Raw genomic sequence first — 21,514 nt, forward strand, 5'->3', positions numbered from 1 at the left:
GCTCGAGTCATCACTGGCTGTGATGGGTTCGGCTGCGTCCAGGACTCACGCGATGAGGGTGAGTTCGGGGGCCGTTGACTGGGCCCCGCAGACCCACACGTACCACCCGCGGTGGGCGATGTTGTGGGACGCGTTGCGGTCTGCGTGATCAACGAATCCGCAGACCCGGCACGAGAAGACGGCCTGGGAGGGCCGGTTTCCGCGAGCGGCGTGATGACACTTCGAGCATTCCTGGCTGGTGTACGCCGAATCGACGTACACCACCGGCACCCCGGCCCGCTTCGCCTTGTAGACGATGAACGAGCCGAGCTGGGCGAAGGGCCAGGAGTGGATCTTGACGCGTTGGGGCCTTCTCAGCCGCGCCCGCTCGCGAATGCCCGTGAGTGTCTCCAGGGCGATCCCGCGACCGGTGCGTTCAGCCTCCGCCACAATCCCTTTGCTGATCTTGTGATTGATGTCCTTGGCACGCCGGGCTTCCTTGCCCGCATGCCTCTTCGCCCGCCGCCTGGCGGACTTGGTGCTCTTCTTCTGCAGCTTGCCCCGCAGCTTGCGATCCTGTTCCCGCTTGCGGTTGATCCGACGCCCGCAGTGGCGCTCGCCGTCGGAGGTAGCGGCGATGTTCACCATCCCCAGGTCCACCCCGAGGAAGCCGGCCGGGTGGGTGTTCGGGGCGGCTTCGTCGATGTCGCAGGTCGCGATCAGGAACCACTTCCCGTCCCGGAACAGCAGGTCGGACTCGCCCTTGCGGTGCGCAGCCAGCACAGCCAGCTGCTCGGCCTGCCCCGTGAAGGCCACACCCTTGAGCCGGCCGGCCGTGGTCCAGATCGATACCGTGCGTGCCTGGTGCTGCCAGGACAGCATCCGGTCGTCGTAAGGCTGCGCCGCCTGGGGCCGGAAGACCACCGGCTTGCCCGAGGCGCGGATGTGCCGCCTGGAACCGGGCCGCCCGTAACGTCCCGCCCGGACGTTCGCCTTCAGGGTGGTGTAGGCGTCGCAGGTCTTCTTGATGGCATGCTGGGCGGCCTGGGCGCCCAGTCCCCACCTGGCCCGGATCTCGGCATAGGCGTGCTTGCGCAACTCCAGCACACGTCGCGCCTCTTTCTCGAATACAACGGACGCGGCCCACGTGGCGGCCTCGTTGCAGGCGTGCAGGGTCGCCTCAAGTGCCGCCGCCTGTACGGGCGTCGGCAGCAGCTTCACCCGCACCACCAGCTTCACGAGCAGCGAACCTATACACCTGGACGAAGACCCACCACACGTTCGCCCCCGCCCCACCCGAACGAGCGATACCCGCTCCGGCCCTGCCCGCGCACACCGCCGTAGCCCGGCTCCGCCGGAACGCCCCGGGCCGCTCCGCGGCCGTGATGGCCTGCGGCACGTCACGGCGACGCTCCTCGTCGCACCCCGGGGAGGCGATTCCTCCCGGGCGCGAACGCCCGGGGTTCCTCGCAAGAATCCGCTGAAGAAGGCTGTGCGATACCCCGACGCCGAAGCGGCCTGACGGCACCCAATCAAATCTGGTCCTGCTGCGCTTCTAGGAAGGGGAGCACCGGTGAATGCCGGCGTGCAGCACTGGGAGGACTCGTTCGCCGCCGGCGACGGGTTCCTGCGCCCAGGTGCGGGCGAGATGAGCCTCCTCACCAGGCACCTGCCACCTGCAGCCGGGGCGCGGGCTCTGGATGTGGGGTGCGGGCTGGGCGGATACGCCGCGGAACTGGCCCAAGTCGGGTACACAACCCTCGCCGTGGACTGGGCGGTCTCCTCAGTTGCCGCCGTCCGCGATCGCTACGAGGGTCTGGAGCCGAACCTCGAGGCTCGCCAGGTCGATTTCGAGGATGCCAAGGCCGTCGCTGAGCTGCCTTCGGACAGCTTCGACGTGGTGACGATGCGGTTGGTGTACGCATTCATGAACGACGGGTCCGCCGTCGCCGGGCGGTTGCGCCGTTTGCTCCGGCCCGGCGGGGTGTGGGTGGTGACGACCCCGCTCGCGAATCGCCTCCCGGTCGATCGAGCGCACATCGTCCTGGCCGGCCAGGACGTCGGCGGTCTCCTGGCGGGGTGGGACAGCGGTGCTTGGTACGACCTGGAGCCCGGCGGTCTGCGCTGTTTCATCCTTAAGAAATGACCTGGGCAAGAGGGTTCCTCGGCCGCCGGCGGTCGAGGAACCCTCTCTACTGCAGGCTCGCGTCTTGGCGACTTGGCCATGCCCGTCAGGTCGCCCGCTGGGGTGGCGCGCTCCGCAAACGCGGGCGTGACCTCCAGCGGGAAGAAGCCCAGGGAGCCGGTAGATCTGCTCCGCGGCGTGAGCCGAAGCCGAGCATCGCTCGCAGGTATCCCCAAACCCTGACCTAGCCCGCCCCGGCGGCGGCGAGGTGGGCGTCCAGGGCGACGACGCCGTCGACGCCCTGGCAGAGGCCCACGACCACCGGGACGAGACGCGGTTCCGGGACGTGACCGCGCAGGGTGACGACCCCGTCCCGGACCTCGACTGCGACGGTGCCCTCGTCCAGGCCGAGGATGCGCCCCAGGACGTCCTGCTCCACCTCGCCGCGGATCTCGGCGTCGGAGCGGATGAAGGCGTCGAGCAGATCGCTACGGCTGACGATGCCAATGAGGAGCCCGTCGTCGCCGACCACCGGCAGCTGCTTGACGTGCCGACTGCGGAGTTCCCGAGCGGCCAGGGGGATCGTCCAGTCGGCGTGGGCGGTGAAGACGGGGCTGCTCATGAGCGCGCCCGCGGTCCGAGCCCGGGCCTTGCCCCAGGCGCCCTCATCGCTCCCGTCCTGCCCCTGCGGATCGGGCATTCCGGTCTCGTGCCGCAGCACATCGGACGCGGACACGACGCCGACGAGAGCGCCGTCGTCGTCGACGACCGGGGCCGCGACGATGTCGTTCGCATCCAGCAGGCCGACGACGTCCTGGACCGAGGTGTCGGGGTGGAGGGTGACGACATCCCCGGTCATCACGTCACCGACGGTGGTGCGGTGCAGCATGGCGTCGGCCTCCTCTGTTTGCGACGGGGCTGCCCCGGTCGGACCACCCGGGCGGACTGCGCGCGGGTGGTCCGGCCTCCGAGGCCCTGCCGGATCGTCAACGCGTCTTCTCTACCCATGACAGCACCCCGCCGCTCCAGAGGCCAGTGGCGTTTGACCTGGCGAGGAGAGCAGCGGCCCCCACGGCCAGAGTGCCTCCGAGCGCGCGGTAGGTGCTGGCACATCGACGCCATGTCCGCGTCCGTCTGGAGTTGAGCGTTGCAGTTGGCCGAGCGGGCCAACTAGGGCACTCGGTCACTGTCCGGTCTCAGATATCTCCGGGCACGACGTCGCTCCGACCTGCGGTACCCGGACTTGAGGGAGACGCCCAGCGCGTCCAGTGTCTCGCAGACGACCGGGCATCCGCCGGTGCGGCGGGCGGGAGCCACGACGGCCGCAGGGCTCGTGACCAGCACGGATACCGAGACCGTGCCCGGACTTGCGCGAGACACCGGGACGGATGCCCGGATATCTCCGAGACTGCCCGGACTTCACAGAGGCCGGACAGTCACAGCAACGACACAGTGGGACACGCGGGACCCAGGACTCGCGTTGTTCGATTTTTGTTCGATACATTGGTGACAGAACAAGTCATGCGACTTGAATCGGTGCTCGTGTGATCGGAGGTGCAACGTGACGGCCTCCGGGTTCTCTCACCTGCACGTCGCCTCCGGATACTCGGCCCGCTATGGCGCTTCACTCCCCCACGACCTGGTCCGCCGGGCCGCCGAGCGCGGCCTCACCACGCTCGCGCTGACCGACCGCGACACAGTCGCCGGGACGGTGCGCTTTGCCAAGGCCGCTTCTGCTGCCGACGTGCGCCCGATCTTCGGCGTGGACCTCGCCGTCGCCCCTGCCACCGAGCCCGATCCTTCGGCCGGCCGGCGCCGCACGCCGGTGCGTGGCGGTGCGCATGTGGTGGAGGCGCGGTGGCGGGTGACGCTGCTGGCGCAGGATGTGGGTGGGTGGGCCCGGTTGTGCCGGATTGTGTCGGCGGCGCACGCCGCGCCCGTGGACGGGGTGCCGGTGGCGGCCTGGCCGGTGCTTCAGGAGCACCTCGGTGAGGGCCTAGTGGTGTTGCTCGGTCCTTCGTCGGAGCCTGTTGCTGCGCTGATGTCTGGGCGGCCGGATCTGGCTGAGCGGCTGCTCGCGCAGTGGCGGACGATCGCCGGGCCGGGCCTGCGGTTGGAGACGGTCTACCTGGGCCGGTCGGGGACCGGGGCGGGGTCGTTGCGGTTGGCGGCGCGGACCGTGCAACTCGGTGACGACCTCAGCGTGCCGTTGGTCGTCTCGAACTCGGTGCGGTACGCCGATCCGGCACAGCACCGCCTTGCGGACGTGCTGGATGCCGCCCGGCTGCTGCGTCCGATCGACCGGCGCAGCGTCGACAGCGGCGAGCGGTGGCTCAAGGGCGGCGGTGAGATGGCGGCCGTCGCCGCGCGGATCGCCCAGGCCGCGGGCCAGGGGCCCGAGCGGGCGGCAGCACTGCTCGCCGAGACCGAGGCCACGGCCGCCTCCTGCACTTTGAGCGCACAGGACTTGGGGATGGGGCGGCCGCACTTTCCCGAGCCGCACGTGGTGGGCGCTGACCGGGTTCGGGGCGGTGCGATGCGGCTGCTGCGCCAGCGCTGCGAGGCCGGCATGGTGGCCCGCGGCCTGGATTCGGATGCGGCGGCGGTGCGGCAGCTGGACTATGAACTCGATGTCATCGGACGGCTCGGTTTCGAGGGCTACTTCCTTGCCGTGGCCCAGGTGGTCGCGGACGTGCGGGCGATGGGTGTCCGGGTCGCCGCACGCGGCTCCGGTGCCGGGTCCATGGTCAACCACTCACTGTTCGTGGCGACCGCGAATCCGCTCACACACAGGCTCCTGTTCGAGCGGTTTACCGACCGGTCTCAGGGAGACTGCCTCGTTCGTTCGGGTGGCATCTGAGTCCATCGCGTACCTCTTTACCGATCGCCTGAGTTCTCTCCACTGCGTACGGGTTCGTCGGAAGGAGTGCAGTGCGGAGTGGGATGGTCCTCGGGGACCTAAGGGTTCAGGAGATGCCCCGGGCCGGTGGGGGAAGGTCGCACACGATCGTCTGGCCCGACGGGGCGATGGAGGAGGAGTCCGACGGCTTCTTGCAACTGTACGAGGGCAAGGGCACGCAGAAGACCTACGCATACCACCTCGTTGATCATCTGCGGTGGCGGATCCGGGAAGGGCTGACGACAGAGACGGTGACGATTCTCGATCTCCACCGCTACATGGGTGCGGTAGGTGCGCGGGTGCCGCTGCTGCACGGAGAGCCATGGCGGGTGCCGCCGAAGCGGCCGTACGGCGAATCGGCGCTGCAGGTCACAGCGGCGTGCCTGAAGGGGTTCTATGTACACCAGTGTGCGTTACGCAGGCTGAACGGGGAGTTGCGGGAGGAGTTGGACGTACGGCGCCTCCCGACACAGGCGGACCGTGACCGCTCTCTGTTGGGGCATGTGAAGGCTTCGATGCCGGCGAACCCGTTGGCCCCGCGGGGCGGAACGCGAAGGCGGCATCCCAAGATGCTGCCGGACGGGGCCCGGCCGGAACTGCAACAGGTGGTCAACACCGCCCGAGACGCGATGGTGGTGACCTGGCTCGCGGACTCGAGCATGCGCATCGGCGCATTGTGCGGACTGCACCTGGCTGATCTTCATTTGCGGGAGGGCGCAGCTTGCGGTGAGTGCGTATCTCCGCATGTGCACGTGTGCCACCGGTGGGGCAATCCGAACCGGGCGGCGGCAAAGGGCAAGAGTGACTGGCAGTTGACCGATGGCGTGATCACCGGCGGGGAGATCTTCCGCGCCAGCCCCGCGATGATCAGCTCCTACTTCGCGTACATGACGACGGAGTACGCGACATACGCAGGCGGGCACGGCATGCTGCTGATCCAGCTGGCCGGGCCGCAGCACGGCGAGCCGTGGACGACGGACGCGGCCCGCGGAATGCTGCGCCGGGCAGGCCGACGGGCCGGCCTGCCCGGGACGATCAAGCCGCACAGTTTCCGGCACACGGCGACCGCCAAGGTCTTGGACGCTTCCGGCAATGACCCGATGGTGGCCAAGGTGGTCGGCAATTGGGCTTCGACGCGGATGGTCGATGAGGTCTACGGGCATCCCGACATGCACTCGCCAAAGTTCCAGGCTGCTTTGACAGCGGTGTGGGGTGAGCAGGCGTGAGTGAGCCCGTCCGCCGACTCCTGCCTGTGGTCGACGTAGGTGGGGCGAGGAGTCGTACCTCCTCGGACCGGCTGGAGGTACTGACCGCGCTGATCGCCGCGCCCTCCTTCGACCCGCTGCTGCGGGGTGACGTGATTGTCGTGCCGCCCCACCATGAGACCTTCGCCTGGCGGTGCGGGGTCCCCGAGTGCGAGCGGGCCCTGCACGAGAGCACCGAGTTCTGCACCGTGCACTACCGGGATTGGTCGCGGATGAGGAAGGAGGGAGGGGACGGAGCGACGCTGGCGGAGTTTCTGCGTACAGCCCAGCCGCTGAAGCCGCGCTTGTGGGCCACGACCGCGCCTCCGTGCCTGATCTGCGTCGACGTTCCGGCGTGGGGCAACAGCCCGCTGTGCTTCCTCCACAAGAACCGCTGGCGGACCTACCGAAGGGAGACGCGCCAACGCGATGGGACGGAGCAGGACTTCCACCTATGGGTGGCTGAACAGCCCAGGTTGCCGCACTTCGGGCAATGCCAGGTCGTGGCCTGTCCGGAGGTGGCGGTCCACCTGCTGGGCCTGTGCCGGCGCCACTATCTGGTCTACCGAAAGGACGAACAACCCGGCGGTGCGAGGGTCCCGAACAACTGGGGGCGAATGCTGACTGAGTGGAAGAAAGCAACACCGACCGTCTCTTACGAGGATGAGGCGGAGTTCCGCCGATGGTGCCAGGCAACCAGTTCGTTCTACCGCTCTGACGGCAAACTGACCCTGATGGGGCTACACCCGCTGGTCAAGGCCGAGGTCAAGTGGGCGATGTTCCGTCACACCCAGGTCCCTGGCGAACAACTGGGAACGACATGGGCGTTGCCTCAGATCCAGCGGCTTGCTGAGGAATGCCGCCGGCACCGAGCGAACTCGCTGGCCGACCTCGACCTGGAGCCGAACACGAGCGGCCGCCCGCTTCGATTTCAATCGGTTGCCAAAGCGATGCTGCAGTATCTGCGGCTCATCTACTTCACCAGAGAAGACAGCAAGGACGCGGGGTTCATCGAGACAGAGCACTTCGGTGTCCGCTTCCCGCACCGGATGTCGCACTGGGACCTCACCGGTGTTTCACAGCGCTGGCTGCGCGATCTGCTGTGGGACTCAATGGCGGACCGACTGCTGACAGATCCCCCACGCTCTGGTGCCACCCTTGACCAGAACCGGCGAGCCTTCGTGGAGTTGAGCGCCTTCCTCGATGCCCGGGCTCCCGGCGGGGGCCACGACCCACGGGTACTGGACAAGTCCCTCGCCATCGACTTCGCCGCTGACCAGCGACACCGGGCCGAACATCGACTGAAGTCGCTCGGCCTGCAGCGCCGCGGCCGAGGCGACCGCCGTACCGGCCAACCGTCCACGGTCACCCCGATTCGGCGGCTGCCGGCGTATCCTGCGCGATGCACTGCACGCCGGAGTCACCGATCAAATCGGTCTTGACCGAGGCTTCATCGTGTCCATCCCCTCGTATCGCCCTCCTCTGCGGCGTCGTTCCCCCTTCCCGGACGACCTCGCCCGCGCTCTGGCCGATCCTGGAAATTTGGGTCAGATGGAGGACCGTGACCCCACGGACCGGGGACTGCGGGATGCCTGGGAGGCCTTGGTCCTCACCGGCCGCCGGGCGAACGAGGTCCTCCAAGTGCGCTACGACTGCATTGCCCGGCTGGGCGGGCTGCCGCTCTTCTGGCACGACCAGACGAAGGTCGGCAACTTCGACCAGGCCATCCGCATCCCTGAACGGCTCTACGAGCGCATCGAACGGCGCCAGGCCACCACCCGTGCCCGATTCATCCAGCGCTACGGCCGCCCGCCTACAGCGCCCGAGAGCAAAGCCATCGCGCTGTTTCCGAGCAATGTCCGCAACCGCAACCTGATCAAAGGCGTCAGCTACGGCTGGTTCCACGAGACCTTCCAGGCGTGGCTGGCCACCCTCGACCTCGGCCACGGCGTCCCCCACCAGGCCCGGCACACCCTGGCCACGAACCTCCTCAAGAACGGCGCCGACCTCGTCCACGTCAAGCGCTATCTGGGCCAGATCTCCAAGGAGATGGCCGAGCACTACGTGCACCTGGCGCACAACGACCCCAAGCTCGAGGACGCGCTGAACGCCCTCTGGGTCGCGGGCCCCGGCTCCGCCGAACCCGGCATCGTGCTCTACGCCAGTGAGCCGATGACCCGAGAAGAGGCCGAGGCTCTCTCCCTCGACCTCACTCGCAAGTCCACTCCCGCCGAGGGCGGCTTCTGCACCTTCCAGCCAGTTGTCGATGGCGGGAGCTGTCCGTGGAACCTGAACTGCCACAACTGCGACAAGTTCGTCATGTCCGGAGCCGACCTCGTCTACTGGCACCGCAAGCGCGAACAGTGGCGCATGCTCGCCGAACGGGCACCGGACAGCGCCACCGCCGACTATCTGCACCAGGTCTTCGAACCGACCGCCCGCGCCATCGACGGTCTGGAGAAGGCCCTCGCCGCCGTCGGCCTGCTGGAGGACGCCCTCGCGCTGGACCTGCGGCGCCCGCAGGACTACTTCGGGCGAGTGTGGAGCACCGCCTTCCGCGCCCAGGAACTTGCCCGTCACGAAGACCAGGACGTCATCGACACCGGTGCCGAGCTCGACACCGAAACCGAGGAAGAGATCCCGTAATGGGCGACAACCACCGTTCCCAGCAGGCCGCCGGCCTGATCCGCAGCGTCGCGACGCTGACGACCGTTCAGCGCGAGCTGGGGCATGTTCCGCTCAGGGCATCGGCCCTGTACGGACATGCAGAGCTGATCGTGCCGGTCGAGGACATCGTCGGGGCCGTAGACCCGGGCGGGACGAAGCAGAGCTCAGAAGGTGAGGGCACCCCGTGACGTCGGTACCGGGGCAGACCGCGGCGGCCGTCGCCGCCCGGCAGCGGCAGACCGAGAGAAAGCTGACTGAGGTCGACGTGGCCATCGCCCGGCTCCGTCGCGAGCGCGGACGGCTGACCGTACGTGCCATCGCGGCCCGAGCGGCCGTCTCCGCCACCTTCCTGTACGAGAACCCGGCCGCCCGCGCCCGCGTCCAAGCCGCCATCGCCGACAGCAAGAGCCGCCACGACCGGATCTCCAGCGAAGCGCACGACCAGGTCGAGGCGACCTGGCGGGAGCGGGCGCTTAACGCCGAGGCCGAGCTCACACGTGCACAGAAGGAGATCTTCGTCCAGCGGCAGCGGCTGGGCGAGCTCATGGGCCGGCTGCGTGACTTCGAAAAGATGGTGCCCGGCGAATCGGTCCAGGCCCTGGTTACCGAGAACACCAGCCTCAAGCACTGCGTCCAGCAGTTCACCCGGGAGCACCGGATGGTGCAGGAGCGTCTCGAGGGCGCGCGCTCCAACCTGCGCTTCGCCGGCAAGCGCGCCGCGGATCTTGAGGTTCAACTACTGGAACTGCAGCGCCCTGCCGCTTCCGGCCGTCCCGCTCCATAGGGGCGGGACGGCCGCTCTCGGCGAGCGGTGGATCACTCGCATCCGTGTGACATGTGCCTGCTATATGTCAACTGTGATTCGCAGCGATATTTGGCTGGGCTCGTCCGGAACGTCGTAGGTAGCTCGGACGCTCTCAGAGGTGGTCGGCCAGTTCTCTCACAGATACTTGGCCAGCCCGCCGGTTCAGTCTCTGGCCGTGTGATCTGCGCGGCGCTCAGCTTCGGTGCGTTGCGACCCCCAAGGCTTCGATGGCGTCGAGGGTGGGCTGCGGGGCGGCGCCATCGGTCACCAGGACGTCGATGCGGTCGAGTGGTGCGACCGCGGCAAGCGCGGTTCCGGGGTGATGATCGCGTCAGCCGTGTCGGGACCACCGGCTGGGTCTGTCTCGTTGGTGTATCTCTCTGGCTACCCCACACGTCCGGCCGGAGATCCCGACCATATCTCCAGGGCATTGACCGAGGTGCTTGCACTGGAGCACCATCAGAAGGATGCCGCCAAGCTAGACCGGCCTGGCGTTCCGGTACGGCACGGCTCACTCACCGGCCGCCGGGGTCCTGGCGCACCACCCCACCCGGCGGCAGGTCCTCCTGTGCCGTGAGGGCGGTGAGTGCGTCGCGCAGGCCGGCGCGGGCGGTGACGCCGAGTTTCGGGAACACGTTGTAGAGGTGTCCGCTGACCGTGCGGGCGGACAGGTGCAGCCGTTCGCCGATCGCCTTGTTCGTCAGCCCCGAGGCCGCGAGCGTGGCGATCTGCAACTCCTGAGGAGTGAGCAGGGTGTCCGTCGAACCTGTCTGCCGCCGGGACACACCGGTCGCTCCCAGTTCGTTTCTGGCGCGTTCGGCCCATGGTGCGGCCCGCAGCCGATCGAAGATCGTCAGCGCGGCGTTGATGCGGATGCGTGACTCCACGGTGGCCCGCTCCCTGCGCAGGTGCTCGCCGTAGGCCAGCAGCACGCGCCCGCGTTCGAAGGGCCACAGGTTCTCGGGCGCCGCCGCGAGGGCCCGCTCGAAGTGGGCGTTCGCCACCTCTCCCTCGGACACCAGCCCCTGCGCCCCGGCCACGAGCATTGCCCAGCGGGAGGAGATCTTGGCGATGTCCATCCGCAGCATCGCCTCGACGTAGTTCCGCGCCTGGTCCGACCGGCCGGTGCGGACGGCTGCCTCGACGAGGTCGTAGGCGACGAACAGTTGCAGTTGCCGGGCGGTGCCGGGTTCCAGTCCGCGTGGGCTGATCCTGGTCGCCTCGGTGTACGCCGTCTCGAAGTCGCCGCGGCCGATCGCCGCGAGGGTGCGTACGCGGTACACGTGCTGCGGCACGATGAAGGCCTGGCGGGGGATCGACCAGGCCAGCATTCCCTCCAGCGGTTCCTCGGCCTCTTCCTGTTGCCCGAGTGCGGCTGCGGCGAGCGCCCTGCTGTAGTGCAGGAACCAGACGAAGTTGACGTACCCGTAGGACTCGGCGCGCTCCAGTCCCTCCTCCGCGAAGCGCTGGGTGTCGTCCCATCGCCCGGCGAGGTAGCTCTCCGCGCACAGCAGCATGAGCGCGTTGGTGACGGAGGCGACGGCCCCCGTGCGGGCGGCGTCCTGCCAGACACGCAGCAACGGTTCCCGCAGGTCGGCGAGGCGGTCGACGTCGTTGGCGACATACCCCACGCGGATGATCTGCCCGGGGTCGAGCTCGGTCGTCAGCGTCGCGATCTCCCGGTCCAGGGTATGCAGTGCCTCCGGGGAGACAAGGGCCGGATTGGACACGACCTCGGAGCGGACGATCAAGCCCTCCGGCAGCAAGTCGCGGTACTTGTCGACCAGTTCGAGGTAGGGATCCCACATCTCCTTGCGCCCGTTGAGCGAGGCGATCACCGAAAGGACCCAGATCGCGGAGTTGATCTCATCCGCGGTCGGCTCCGCTTCGGGGGCTCGCAAGGCAGTGGTGAGCACCCGGAAGGCCGAGACGACGTCCGCGTCGGAATACAGCATGAGCGAAGCCGCGGCCGAGGCGGTCGCCAGCGAGCCGACGTTGGCGTCCAGGCGGCGCGCGTCGGTAAGCAGCTGCGAGACCGTCTGGAGGTCTCCCATCACCTCGGCCGCGAAGTACGCGGCCCCGGCCAGACGCTGTGATCGGTGCTCGGGATCCGGGCTCAGATCGGCCGACCGTGTCATCGCCGCCACCGCCGCGGACGGGTCTCCGCGTTTGAGTGCCCGGATCGACTCGTGCTGAAGGAGGGTGGCCACCTCCTCGTCGGGGCCGAAGGACGCATCGGCGAGATGCCAGGCGCGGCGTCCCGGATCGGCACGTCGGCAGCCGGCGAGTGCCCGGTGGGCCCTGCGCCGTTGCTCGGGCCGGGCCAGTTCGACGACGGCGGAGCGCACCAGCGGGTGGCGGAAAACGACCGAGTGGCGGCTGTCGACGACGACGATGCGCTCACGTTCGGCGATGTCGAGCTGACTGGCGGCATCGGGTCCCACCACACTCTCGGCGGACATTGCCTGGCCCGAACCGTCCAGGGCGAGCAGCAGGAGCAGATCCCGGGTCTCCGGTGCGAGCGTGGCGATCCGGGCGGAGAACATCCGGGTGAGCCGCTCGGTCAGCGGCAGCACGGTGGGAAGCGCGTCCGCCGTGGGGTAGCGGTCCGAGGTCAGCGTCGCCGGTAGCTCGACGAGGGCGAGCGGGTTCCCCTGGGCCGCGGAGACGATGCGCCGACGCACATGCTCGGCCAGGTCCTGGTAGCGGGCGGACAGTAGGGCTTCGGACTCCGAGTCGTCCAGGGAATGCATGGTGAGGCTGTTGACGTCGCCACGAATGCGCAGGGGCTCCCCGGTCGTACGGACTGCCGAGAGCATGCGCACACGGGTTCCGGCGACCCGCCGGGCCACGAAGGACAGGACGTCGGCGCTGGCGTCGTCGAGCCACTGGACGTCGTCGATGATGGCGACCAGCGGCTGTTCTCGTGCGGCGAGCAGGAGCAGTGACAGGACCGCGGTCGAGATGAGGATGCGCGAGGGGGTCGCGCCGTCGCCGAAGCCCAGTGCCACCCGCAGAGCGCTTTCGTGGTCCGGGCCGAGTTCCGCGAACAGCGGGACCAGCGGCACCAGCAGCTGGTTGAGGCCGGCGAACGCGATATTGGCCTCGAACTGAGCGCCGGCAGCCCGCAACGTCCTCATACCCCTGACGCGGGCGAGATCGGCGGCGGCGTCGAGCAGGGCGGACTTTCCCACACCGGGATCACCGAACAGGGTCAACGAGCCGCCGAGTCGGGCGGTGTCGTCGATCACTGCCCTGATGAGGTCCAGTTCGCTGGACCGGCCGGTCAGGCCGGTCCCAACGCCCTGGCCTTCGGGGCCCAAGTGCTCTGCGCTCATGAGGAGGCGCCTCTTTCCCCTGTCTGTCTCGACTCTATTCGACGCCGCACAGCACTGCGTCGTCCTGTTCTCTAGGGGGCAGTGGTCGTGGCGGCGTCCTCGATGAGGTGGGTGACGGTGCCGGGGTGGGAGATCATCGCGACGTGGGAGCTGTTGATCTCGACGGTGTGCGAGTGGGCACGCCGGGCCTCGAACCGCTCCACCGGTGCGCCCAGCGCCTCGTCCTGCCTGGCGACCAGGGCCCAGGAGGGGACGGTGTGCCAGGCGGCGGCCGTGGCCGAGGAGGCGAACGCGGCGGCGGCGACGGGGCGCTGTTCGGCGCCCATCACGACGGTCTGGGAGGCGGGCAGGTCGGCCGCGAACACGGCCCGGAAGCGGGTGGGGTCGACGTACAGATCCGAGCCGGCGGTGCCGTCGGAGTTGCTGAAAGGCACAGGGCGCAGGGCGGGTGCCAGTTCGTTGGTACCGGGGAACTTGTTCGACAGCGCGCTCAGTTTCTCGCCCTTGTCCGGGACGAGCGCGGCGATGTAGACCAGGGCTTTGACCTGGGGTCGCCGGCGGCCTGGGAGATGACGGCGCCGCCGTAGGAGTGGCCCACCAGGATGACCGGACCCTTGACACTGGCCAGGACGCTGGCGACGTAGGCGGAGTCCTCGGCCAGGCCGCGCAATGGGTTGGCCGGAGCGATGACCGGGTAGCCGTCGCGCTGCATGCGCTCGACCACGCCGTTCCAGCGCGAAGCGTCGGCGAAGGCGCCGTGCACCAGTACCACCGTGGGCTTGGGGGCGGCGGGGGTGGTGTGGGCGGAGGCCAACGGGATCAGGGACAGGCTGGCCGAGGCCGTGACGGCGGCAGTGATGAGCAGGGTGCGCAGCCGGGGGCGGGGGATGGACATGATGGATCTCCTTGGGAGGGGGCGGGGGGAGGGGAAACTGGGTCAGGCGGCGCTGAGGGCCAGGTGCCCGGAGGTCGGTGGGTACGGGCCGCCCGTGCTCCTGGACCAGGCCGGCGGGCAGGGGGTGCGGGGCGCACACGAGGGCGAGGAATCGGGCGACCGTGGCACTGACGGGTCCGATGCGGACCGTGGGTGCGCTCGCGCACGGCGCGTGCGTGGCAGCGCAGCAGGGCCCGCCCACCGCTCCCGTCGCGTGGATCGTCCTGTCCTGGTGCCACTGGTCAAGGCCTCCATGGGCTGTCAGGACGAGGTCCAGCAGGTCGGTCATGCCATGAAGTCGCTTGGGTGTGGAACCCCCTGGGCCGGGGGACGCGCGACCCGCCCAGGGGGTGGCTGCGGGGAGGGGAAATGCACAGGGCCTGCCAGGGGCGGGGCGCTGGTCAGACGGCCTGGCTGAGTGCCTGGAACTGGGGGTCGGTCAAGGTGACCTGCGCGGCCTGGGTGTTCTCCTCCAGGTGGGCCACGCGGGAGGTACCGGGGATGGGCAGCATCACCGGGGAGCGCCGCAGCAGCCAGGCCAGGGCCAGCTGGGAGGGGCTCGCACCGTGCTCCTTGGCGAGCGTGTCCAGCGGGCCGCCCGGGCGAGCCAGCTGGCCGGTGGCCATCGGGAACCACGGGATGAAGCCCAGGTTTTCCCGCTCGGCGTACTCCAGGACGTCCTCGGCACCGCGATTGGCCAGGTTGTACAGGTTCTGCACGGAGACAATGTCCGCGATCTTCCGGGCTTCCTTGATCTGCTCCACGGTCACCTGTGACAGGCCGATGTGGCGGATCTTGCCCTCCTGTTGCAGCAGGACCAGCTCGCCGACCTGGTCGGCCAGTGGGACCTTGGGGTCGATGCGGTGCAGTTGGTAGAGGTCGATCCGCTCCACGGCCAGGTGGCGCAGGCTCAGTTCGGTCTGCTGCCGCAGGTATTCGGGGCGGCCGAGCGCGCGCCAGTCGTCCGGGCCCGAGCGGGAGAGCCCGCCCTTGGTGGCGATCACCAGGTGCTGGGAGTACGGGTGCAGGGCCTTGCGGATGAGCTGCTCGCTGACGAACGGGCCGTAGGAGTCGGCGGTGTCGATGAAGTTCACGCCCAGCTCGGCAGCCCGGCGCAGCACGCGCACGGCCTCCTCGGGGTCCTTGGGGTCGCCCCACACTCCGGGGCCCGTCAACTGCATCGCACCGTAGCCGAGCCGGTTGACGGGCAGGTCGCCGCCGAGGCGGTAGACCCCGGAGGAGTCGGCGGGGCGTGCGGTTTCCTGTGTCATGATCTGCCTTCCTGATCGAATGAACGTTCGTCTAAAAGTTCGGCGAGGACCCGACGTTTTCACGGGTCGGCTGGTGGAGCGCGGAGGGAGCCTCTGTGGCCGGGGCAGGTCGGTCGCGTTCACGCGGCCCTCGACTCGGGGCGTGGGATGCCACGCTGGCGTTCGGTCAGGCCGCCCCAGATTCCGAACGGCTGACGGGTGCTCAGTGCGAACGCGGCGCACCTGTCGAGGACCGGGCAGGCCCGGCAGACTTCTACGGCCCGTTGTTCGCGCCTGCGCCGGCGGTGGCCGCGTTCGCCGGGAGGCGAGAAGAACACGGCCGATGCCATGCCCCGGCAGGCGGCGTCTGCCTGCCATTGCCAGGCGTCGAGCAGGGGGGCGAGGGGACTGGCGTTCATGGTTGATTTCTTCTCCGCGGAAGTAGGAGTAGCGGGCGGGTGGTACGCGGGCGGGCAGGAGGTGGCAGTGGCCGGGCTCCCGCCCACTCGCGTGACGACTAGGAAGCCAGGAAGTCGACGAGCGCGGTGTTGACCTGGTCCGCGTGGGTCCACAGCAGCCCGTGGGGGGCGTCGTCGATCTCGACGTACTGCGCGGCGGGTACCGCCTTGGTGAACTGTCGCCCGGTGGCATCGATCGGCAGGATCCGGTCGGCGGTTCCCTGCAGGATGAGCGCCGGCACGTCGATCTTCGCGATGTCGGCGCGCATGTCGGTGTGCCAGCTGGGCACCACGGCCGAGGACGCGAACGGGGACATGCGCGTGGCGGTGACCCAACTGCCCCGCACAGCCTCCTCGCTGATGCGGGTGCCCAGGTTCACGTCGAGGTTGTAGAAGTCGTTGAAGAAGCTGGTGAACCAGGCGTACCGGTCCTGCTGCGCGGCCGAGATAATCCCGTCGAACACGTCGGCCGGAAGGCCGGTGGGGTTGTCGGGAGTCTGCAGCAGGAACGGTTCGATGGGTGCCAGGAACGCGACCTTGCGCAGGTTGTCGGTGCCGTGGGTGCCGATGTAGCGGCCGATCTCGCCGGTACCCATCGAGAAGCCGACCAGGGCGACGTCCTTGAGGCGCAGCACGTCGAGCAGTACGTCGAGGTCGTTGGCGAAGGTGTCGAAGTCGTAGCCGGTGGTGGGCTGGCTGGACTGGCCGAAGCCCCGGCGGTCGTAGGTGATGACGCGGTGTCCGGCCTTGAGGAGTGCCGGGATCTGCAGCTCCCAGGACTTGCCGTCGAGCGGGTAGCCGTGGATCAGCACGACGGGCGAGCCATCGCCGTGGTCCTCGTAGTACAGGTCGACGTCGGTGGTGTTTTCCTTGGCGACGGTGATGTAGGGCATGGCTTCGCTTCCTGAGTGGGAGGGGTTGGACGTGACGATGTGATGGTGAGGGGAGAGGGCCGCCGGTTCAGGGCCGGCGCAGGGCCTGGACCGCGAAGGCGGCGACCTCGTGGTCCTGCGCGGGTGATCCGCCGCCGGCCCCCAGCGCCCCGACGACGACCCCGCGGGCGTCGGTGATCGGGACGCCGCCGGCGACGAAGGCCAGCGGGAGCGTGGTGGCGGTCTGGATCGAGGACAGCGGGGCGCCGGACTGCACGGCGGGGGCTAGATCCGCGGTCGCGGCGCCGAAGTACACGGAGGTGCGGGCCTTGGCCCGGGAGGTGTCGATGGAGGCGAGCGCCGCACCGTCCATCCGTGTGGCCAGTACGGTGTTGCCGCCGCCGTCGAGGACCGTGAAGGTGTACGGGACCCCGAGCTCAGTGGCCTTGTGGACGCCTGCGGCGGTGGCTGTGGCCGCGTCGTCCAGAGTGAGGATGACGGGCGAGATCTGCGTGATGGGCATGGCCGTTCCTCTTCAGGTCGTGCTGGGTGGTGTTACTTCTCCTGGTAGGGGGCGGCTTTGGCGAGGTCGGGGCGGGTGACGGGGTGGCCGTCGATGGTCTGGTAGGTGGCGGCGGAGCGGCCGAGGGTGTCGAGGAGGGTGGCGGGGCCGGCGAAGGGCTTGCCGCCGATGTGCCAGCCGTCGGTGTGGAGCTCCCCGATGAGGACCCAGACGATCTCGCGGAAGGCCTCGGATCCCTCGAACTTGACCATCACCTCGGTGAGGGCGGCGGCCATGTCGTGCTTCTCCTGGGTAGTGAACACTCCTTCGACCAGCTTGACGTTGACGAACGGCATGGGGTGCTCCTTGGATCGGGATGCGTTGTCCCACCGAGCGGCGGGGGCAACTGAATCGTCATCCCGGGGGCATCCGGACCGCACCAGTCATCCGACCTGACTGCGAAGGGCCTCTGCGCGACGCCGCCCTCACACCAGAGCCGTGCGGCCCGCGGCAACACCCCGCACTGGGTGTGCCGTGTGCCGGTGACGAGCGCACCGGGCCGGTGCCCGCATGCGCCCAGGTGGGACCGGGGCGGTGAAACCCGGGTCGGATGACTCATGCCCGGCCGTGGAGCGGCGACGACCATGGGTAGGGACGGCGCAGCCGCCGAACCTCTCACCGATGAAACGAGAAATCCCATGTCCGAAGAATCCAACAGGCAGCTGGTCGCGGAGGCGTTCGACGCCTGGGCCGCCGGCACCGGTGGGGTGTTCGACCTCCTGGCCGAGGACGCCGACTGGACCATCGTCGGCAACAGCGTCGCCTCCGGCACCTACCCCACCCGCGCCGCGTTCCTCGAAATGGTCATCGATCCGTTCAACGCCCGGATGAGCAGCCCGCTGGTGCCGTCTGTGCGGGCGCTGTACGCCGACGGGGACACCGTGGTCGCCCTGTTCGACGCGAGCGCCACGGTGCGGGACGGCTCTCGTTACGACAACACCTACGCCTGGTTCCTGACGATGCGCGAGCACCGGATTGTCAGCGCTGTCGCGTTCTTCGACAGCGTCGAGTTCAACGACTTCTGGGCCCGGGTCCAGCCCGCCTGACCCCTACCGCCTCAATCCCCTTGACCGCCCCGTCCCAAGATTGGCAGTGCACACCATGTTCGTTGTGATCCTGAACTACACCGCGCCGCTCGAAGAGATCGACCGCCACCTGGAAGCCCACAACGCCTGGCTGGAGGAGAACTTCGCGGCCGGGCACTTCCTCGCCTCGGGCCGCCAGGACCCCAGGACTGGCGGCCTGATCCTGGCCCGGGGCTCCGACCGCGAGGAACTGGTCCGCATCCTGGCCTTGGACCCGTTCGGCCAGAACAAGGTGGCCACGCACACGCTCATCGACTGGCGCCCCTCGCGCGCGAGCGCCGAAGCCCAGTGGCTCCTGCAGCCGTGATCCCCGCCGCGACGACGTCCGTAGGATCTGCCGGGCTCGGCACCCTGCACACCGTGCGGGCCGGTGTCCTGGACGTCGCCTACTACGTCGCGGGCCCGGCCGAGGGCCCCGCCGTCCTGCTGCTGCACGGATTCCCCTACGACGTCCACAGCTACGTCGACGTCGCCCCGCAGCTGGCCGCCGCCGGGATGCGAGTGATCGTGCCCTACCTCCGGGGCCACGGCCCACTCGCTTCCGGGACCCCGCCACCCCACGGTCAGGGCAGCAGGCGGCGCTGGGGACCGACGTCGTCGCGCTCATGGACGCCCTGGGCCTGCCGCGCGCCGTGCTCGCCGGCTACGACTGGGGCGGGCGCGCCGCCAACATCGTCGCGGCGCTATGGCCCGACCGGTGCGCCGGCCTGGTGTCGGTCAACAGCTACCTCATACAGGACATCAGCACCGCCGCCCAGCCCATCCGACCCGATCTTGTAGCCGGGTTCTGGTACTTCCACTACTTCGCCACCGAACGCGGCAGGCGCGGCCTGACCGCCAACCGCCGAGACATCGCCGAGGTGATCTGGCGACGCAACTCACCCGACTGGGACTTCGACGACACGCTCCTGGACCGCACCGCCGAGGCATTCCGCAATGAGGACTATGTGGAGGTGGTCATCCATTCCTACCGGCACCGGCTCGGCCTGGCACCTGGTGACCCCTCCTACGAGGCAATCGAGCAGCAGCTCGCTCGCCAACCCGACATCCCAGTGCCGAGCATCACGCTCGACAGTGAGGCGGACGGCAACTTCTCCGCCACCGACGGCTCCGCGTCGGCGGCGCACTTCACCGGCCCGCGCACCCACCGCCGGGTGCCGCACGCCAGGCACAACCTCCCCCAAGAGAACCCCGCCGCCTTCACGGCCATGGTCCTCGACCTGGCTCGACCGGCCCAACCCCAGCTCCACCGCCCCTAGCGACGGCGGCCACCACCCGGACCCACCGAAAGACAGTGACCATGCGCGCAGCCGTACTCAGACAATTCGCCACCCCGCTGGAACTGGCCGACATCGACACACCGGTGCCCGGCGTCGGCCAGATCCTGGTCAAGATCGCCGCCAGCGGCGTGAACCCCCTGGACACCAAGATCCGTGCCGGTCTGGCCGCACACGCCCGTGCTGTCCTGCCCGCGGTGCTGGGCCTGGACCTGGCCGGCACTGTCGAGGAGGTTGGGCCGCAGGTAACCGGCTTCGCCGTCGGCGACGAGGTGTATGGGCTGAGCGGCGGCGTCGGCGACCTGCAGGGATCACTGGCCCAGTACGCCGCCGCCGACGCCCGCCTGCTCGCCCGCAAGCCTGCCTCTTTGACCATGCGCCAGGCTGCGGCGCTGCCGCTGTCGGTCGTCACCGCATGGGAGGGGCTGGTGGACCGGGCCAAGGTCGGCGCCGGGCACAAGGTCCTGGTGCACGGCGGCGCAGGCGGCATCGGCCACGTCGCGGTACAGATCGCCCGCGCCCGCGGCGCCGAGGTCTTCGCCACCGCCTCGGCCGCCGACGCCGAGACCATCCGTCGGCTCGGCGCCACCGCGATCGACTACGCCACCACCGAGGTGGAGGAGTACGTCGCTGCCCACACCGGCGGCGAAGGCTTCGACATCGTCTTCGATACCGTCGGGGGCACCGTCCTGGACAACTCCTTCGCCGCGGTGCGCCCTTACACCGGTCACGTCCTGAGTGCCCTGGGCTGGGGCAGCCACAGCCTGGCCCCGCTCTCCTTCCGCGGCGCCACCTACTCCGGGGTCTTCACCCTGCTGCCCATGCTCACCGGTAACGGCCGCGAGCACCACGGCGAGATCCTGCGCGAAGCCGCCGCCCTGGCCGACGCAGGCCTGCTCAAGCCGCTGCTCGATCCCCGCCGCTACAGCCTGGACACGGTTGCCCAGGCCCATGCGGCCGTCGAGGACGGCTCGGCCCACGCCAAGATTGTCGTCGACATCGAGGCCTGACCCATCGCGAAGGAGCCCGGTAGCGCGACCATCGCGCTGCCGGGCTCCTTGCTGTTCAGCGCCCGCTACGGCGCGGCGGGCAGGCCCGTGTCGTACTTGGCCAGCAGGCCCAGCATCCGCTCGTCGATGCGCTCGGGACCCCACGGCTGCCCCTGCACCCCCGGCCGGGGCTCGTCGCCGCCTTCGACGAACAGGCCCTCGGCTCCCCCCGGGGTGTACATGAACACCAGCTTCGCCGGGTGCAGCCCGGTGTTGGTGAACCGGTGGGTGTTCCCTCGCGGACAGAACACCAGGTCGCCGGTGCGCGCGGTGAACACCCTGTCGCCGTCGAGGAACTCCAGCTCCCCGGACACGAGGTAGAACGTCTCGTCGGTGTGCACGTGGACATGCGGAGCCGGCCCGCCCCCCGGAGGCACGCTGGCCTCCACGAAGCCGAACGCCCCGTTGGACTGCTCGGCGGTGAGCTTGGTCGTGTAGATGTCTCCGTTGAACCAGGTGGTGATTCCCTCGGCGGCGGGAACGTGCAGGCCACCGCCCCGGCGCTGCAGGCCGGCAGGGGATTCGGGTACGACGAAACTCATCAATGGCTCCTGTGTGTGGATCAAGAAATATGGTTCGTCGCTCAAGGTCCTGCCGGGTGGTGTTACTTCTCCACGTAGGGGGCGGCTTTGGCGAGGTCGGGGCGGGTGACGGGGTGGCCGTCGATGGTCTGGTAGGTGGCGGCGGAGCGGCCGAGGGTGTCGAGGAGGGTGGCGGGGCCGGCGAAGGGCTTGCCGCCGATGTGCCAGCCGTCGGTGTGGAGCTCCTCGATGAGGACCCAGACGATCTCGCGGAAGGCCTCGGATCCCTCGAACTTGACCATCACCTCGGTCAGGGCGGCGGCCATGTCGTGCTTCTCCTGAGTGGTGAACACTCCTTCGACCAGCTTGACGTTGACGAACGGCATGAGGTGCTCCTTGGATCGGGATGCGTTGTCCCGCCGAGCGGCGGGAACAACTGAATCGTCACC

The 21,514-nt window shown here is 69.1% G+C and carries 22 protein-coding genes and 1 pseudogene; 11 read left to right on the forward strand and 12 right to left on the reverse strand.

Translation table 11 applies throughout. From position 1 onward, the window contains the following. Positions 1–45 precede the first annotated feature (45 nt). Positions 46–1,218: an RNA-guided endonuclease InsQ/TnpB family protein gene (locus tag OG698_RS00620; RefSeq protein WP_406100725.1), complete on the reverse strand. Its 1,173-nt coding sequence runs from the start codon at positions 1,216–1,218 to the stop codon at positions 46–48. Between the two features lie 334 nt (positions 1,219–1,552). On the opposite strand from OG698_RS00620, the gene OG698_RS00625 reads away from it, so the two are divergent. After that, the gene (locus OG698_RS00625; RefSeq protein WP_406100727.1) at positions 1,553–2,125 is read left to right on the forward strand and encodes a class I SAM-dependent methyltransferase; all 573 of its coding nucleotides are present in this window, start codon (positions 1,553–1,555) and stop codon (positions 2,123–2,125) included. A gap of 223 nt (positions 2,126–2,348) precedes the next feature. Here the strand turns inward: OG698_RS00625 and OG698_RS00630 are convergent, their stop codons facing one another. Next, positions 2,349–2,993 (reverse strand): CBS domain-containing protein, encoded by a 645-nt coding sequence (locus OG698_RS00630; protein WP_406100728.1) that lies wholly within the window; start codon positions 2,991–2,993, stop codon positions 2,349–2,351. A 672-nt stretch (positions 2,994–3,665) separates the two neighbouring features. On the opposite strand from OG698_RS00630, the pseudogene OG698_RS00635 reads away from it, so the two are divergent. The 6 genes and pseudogenes from OG698_RS00635 to OG698_RS00660 form a co-directional block, all read left to right on the forward strand. After that, a pseudogene (locus OG698_RS00635) lies at positions 3,666–4,916 on the forward strand (PHP domain-containing protein); the annotation flags it as partial. A gap of 215 nt (positions 4,917–5,131) precedes the next feature. Beyond that, positions 5,132–6,229, forward strand: coding sequence for a tyrosine-type recombinase/integrase (locus OG698_RS00640; protein ID WP_406100730.1), 1,098 nt, complete (start codon positions 5,132–5,134; stop codon positions 6,227–6,229). Beyond that, positions 6,226–7,689, forward strand: coding sequence for a hypothetical protein (locus tag OG698_RS00645; RefSeq protein WP_406100731.1), 1,464 nt, complete (start codon positions 6,226–6,228; stop codon positions 7,687–7,689). Before OG698_RS00640 ends, OG698_RS00645 begins: the two co-directional genes overlap by 4 nt. A gap of 109 nt (positions 7,690–7,798) precedes the next feature. Then, a complete protein-coding gene (locus OG698_RS00650; protein ID WP_406100733.1) occupies positions 7,799–8,893 on the forward strand; it encodes a site-specific integrase in 1,095 nt (364 codons plus the stop codon). Then, a complete protein-coding gene (locus OG698_RS00655) occupies positions 8,893–9,102 on the forward strand; it encodes a hypothetical protein (RefSeq protein WP_406100735.1) in 210 nt (69 codons plus the stop codon). The genes OG698_RS00650 and OG698_RS00655 overlap by 1 nt, the downstream gene beginning before the upstream one ends. Continuing rightward, a complete protein-coding gene (locus OG698_RS00660; protein ID WP_406100737.1) occupies positions 9,099–9,698 on the forward strand; it encodes a DUF6262 family protein in 600 nt (199 codons plus the stop codon). The genes OG698_RS00655 and OG698_RS00660 overlap by 4 nt, the downstream gene beginning before the upstream one ends. A gap of 536 nt (positions 9,699–10,234) precedes the next feature. Here the strand turns inward: OG698_RS00660 and OG698_RS00665 are convergent. The 8 genes from OG698_RS00665 to OG698_RS00700 all read right to left on the reverse strand — a co-directional run bounded on the left by OG698_RS00665 (position 10,235) and on the right by OG698_RS00700 (position 17,429). Next, complete coding sequence (locus tag OG698_RS00665; protein ID WP_406100738.1) at positions 10,235–13,057, reverse strand: ATP-binding protein; 2,823 nt, start codon at positions 13,055–13,057, stop codon at positions 10,235–10,237. Between the two features lie 71 nt (positions 13,058–13,128). Beyond that, on the reverse strand, positions 13,129–13,491 hold the full coding sequence (locus OG698_RS00670) for an alpha/beta fold hydrolase (RefSeq protein WP_406100739.1): 363 nt from the start codon (positions 13,489–13,491) through the stop codon (positions 13,129–13,131). Positions 13,492–13,547: 56 nt separating this feature from the next. Beyond that, positions 13,548–13,952 (reverse strand): esterase/lipase family protein, encoded by a 405-nt coding sequence (locus OG698_RS00675; RefSeq protein ID WP_406100740.1) that lies wholly within the window; start codon positions 13,950–13,952, stop codon positions 13,548–13,550. Between the two features lie 440 nt (positions 13,953–14,392). After that, positions 14,393–15,262 carry an aldo/keto reductase gene (locus OG698_RS00680; protein ID WP_406100741.1) on the reverse strand — a complete coding sequence of 290 codons (870 nt, stop codon included), beginning with the start codon at positions 15,260–15,262 and terminating at the stop codon, positions 14,393–14,395. 119 nt (positions 15,263–15,381) lie between these two features. Beyond that, positions 15,382–15,660 carry a WhiB family transcriptional regulator gene (locus OG698_RS00685; RefSeq protein WP_406100742.1) on the reverse strand — a complete coding sequence of 93 codons (279 nt, stop codon included), beginning with the start codon at positions 15,658–15,660 and terminating at the stop codon, positions 15,382–15,384. A 98-nt stretch (positions 15,661–15,758) separates the two neighbouring features. Then, a complete protein-coding gene (locus OG698_RS00690) occupies positions 15,759–16,592 on the reverse strand; it encodes an alpha/beta fold hydrolase (protein WP_406100743.1) in 834 nt (277 codons plus the stop codon). Between the two features lie 67 nt (positions 16,593–16,659). After that, positions 16,660–17,094, reverse strand: a complete 435-nt coding sequence (locus OG698_RS00695) for a heme-binding protein (protein ID WP_406100744.1) — start codon at positions 17,092–17,094, stop codon at positions 16,660–16,662. A gap of 32 nt (positions 17,095–17,126) precedes the next feature. Beyond that, positions 17,127–17,429, reverse strand: a complete 303-nt coding sequence (locus tag OG698_RS00700; protein ID WP_406100746.1) for a 4-oxalocrotonate tautomerase family protein — start codon at positions 17,427–17,429, stop codon at positions 17,127–17,129. Positions 17,430–17,771: 342 nt separating this feature from the next. Between OG698_RS00700 and OG698_RS00705 the strand changes: the two genes are divergently transcribed. The 4 genes from OG698_RS00705 to OG698_RS00720 all read left to right on the forward strand — a co-directional run bounded on the left by OG698_RS00705 (position 17,772) and on the right by OG698_RS00720 (position 20,505). Beyond that, the gene (locus OG698_RS00705) at positions 17,772–18,179 is read left to right on the forward strand and encodes a nuclear transport factor 2 family protein (protein WP_406100747.1); all 408 of its coding nucleotides are present in this window, start codon (positions 17,772–17,774) and stop codon (positions 18,177–18,179) included. 55 nt (positions 18,180–18,234) lie between these two features. Then, positions 18,235–18,525, forward strand: a complete 291-nt coding sequence (locus tag OG698_RS00710; RefSeq protein ID WP_406100748.1) for a YciI family protein — start codon at positions 18,235–18,237, stop codon at positions 18,523–18,525. Positions 18,526–18,823: 298 nt separating this feature from the next. Then, on the forward strand, positions 18,824–19,477 hold the full coding sequence (locus tag OG698_RS00715; RefSeq protein WP_406100749.1) for an alpha/beta fold hydrolase: 654 nt from the start codon (positions 18,824–18,826) through the stop codon (positions 19,475–19,477). Between the two features lie 41 nt (positions 19,478–19,518). Beyond that, entirely contained in the window at positions 19,519–20,505 is a 987-nt protein-coding gene (locus tag OG698_RS00720) for a zinc-dependent alcohol dehydrogenase family protein (protein ID WP_406100750.1), read from the forward strand. Positions 20,506–20,570: 65 nt separating this feature from the next. Here the strand turns inward: OG698_RS00720 and OG698_RS00725 are convergent, their stop codons facing one another. Continuing rightward, the gene (locus tag OG698_RS00725; protein ID WP_406100752.1) at positions 20,571–21,086 is read right to left on the reverse strand and encodes a cupin domain-containing protein; all 516 of its coding nucleotides are present in this window, start codon (positions 21,084–21,086) and stop codon (positions 20,571–20,573) included. Between the two features lie 62 nt (positions 21,087–21,148). After that, positions 21,149–21,451, reverse strand: coding sequence for a 4-oxalocrotonate tautomerase family protein (locus tag OG698_RS00730; RefSeq protein ID WP_372567413.1), 303 nt, complete (start codon positions 21,449–21,451; stop codon positions 21,149–21,151). Positions 21,452–21,514: the final 63 nt, after the last annotated feature.

Origin of the sequence: Streptomyces sp. NBC_01003 (assembly GCF_045162695.1) — a bacterium.
GTDB lineage: Bacteria > Actinomycetota > Actinomycetes > Streptomycetales > Streptomycetaceae > Streptomyces.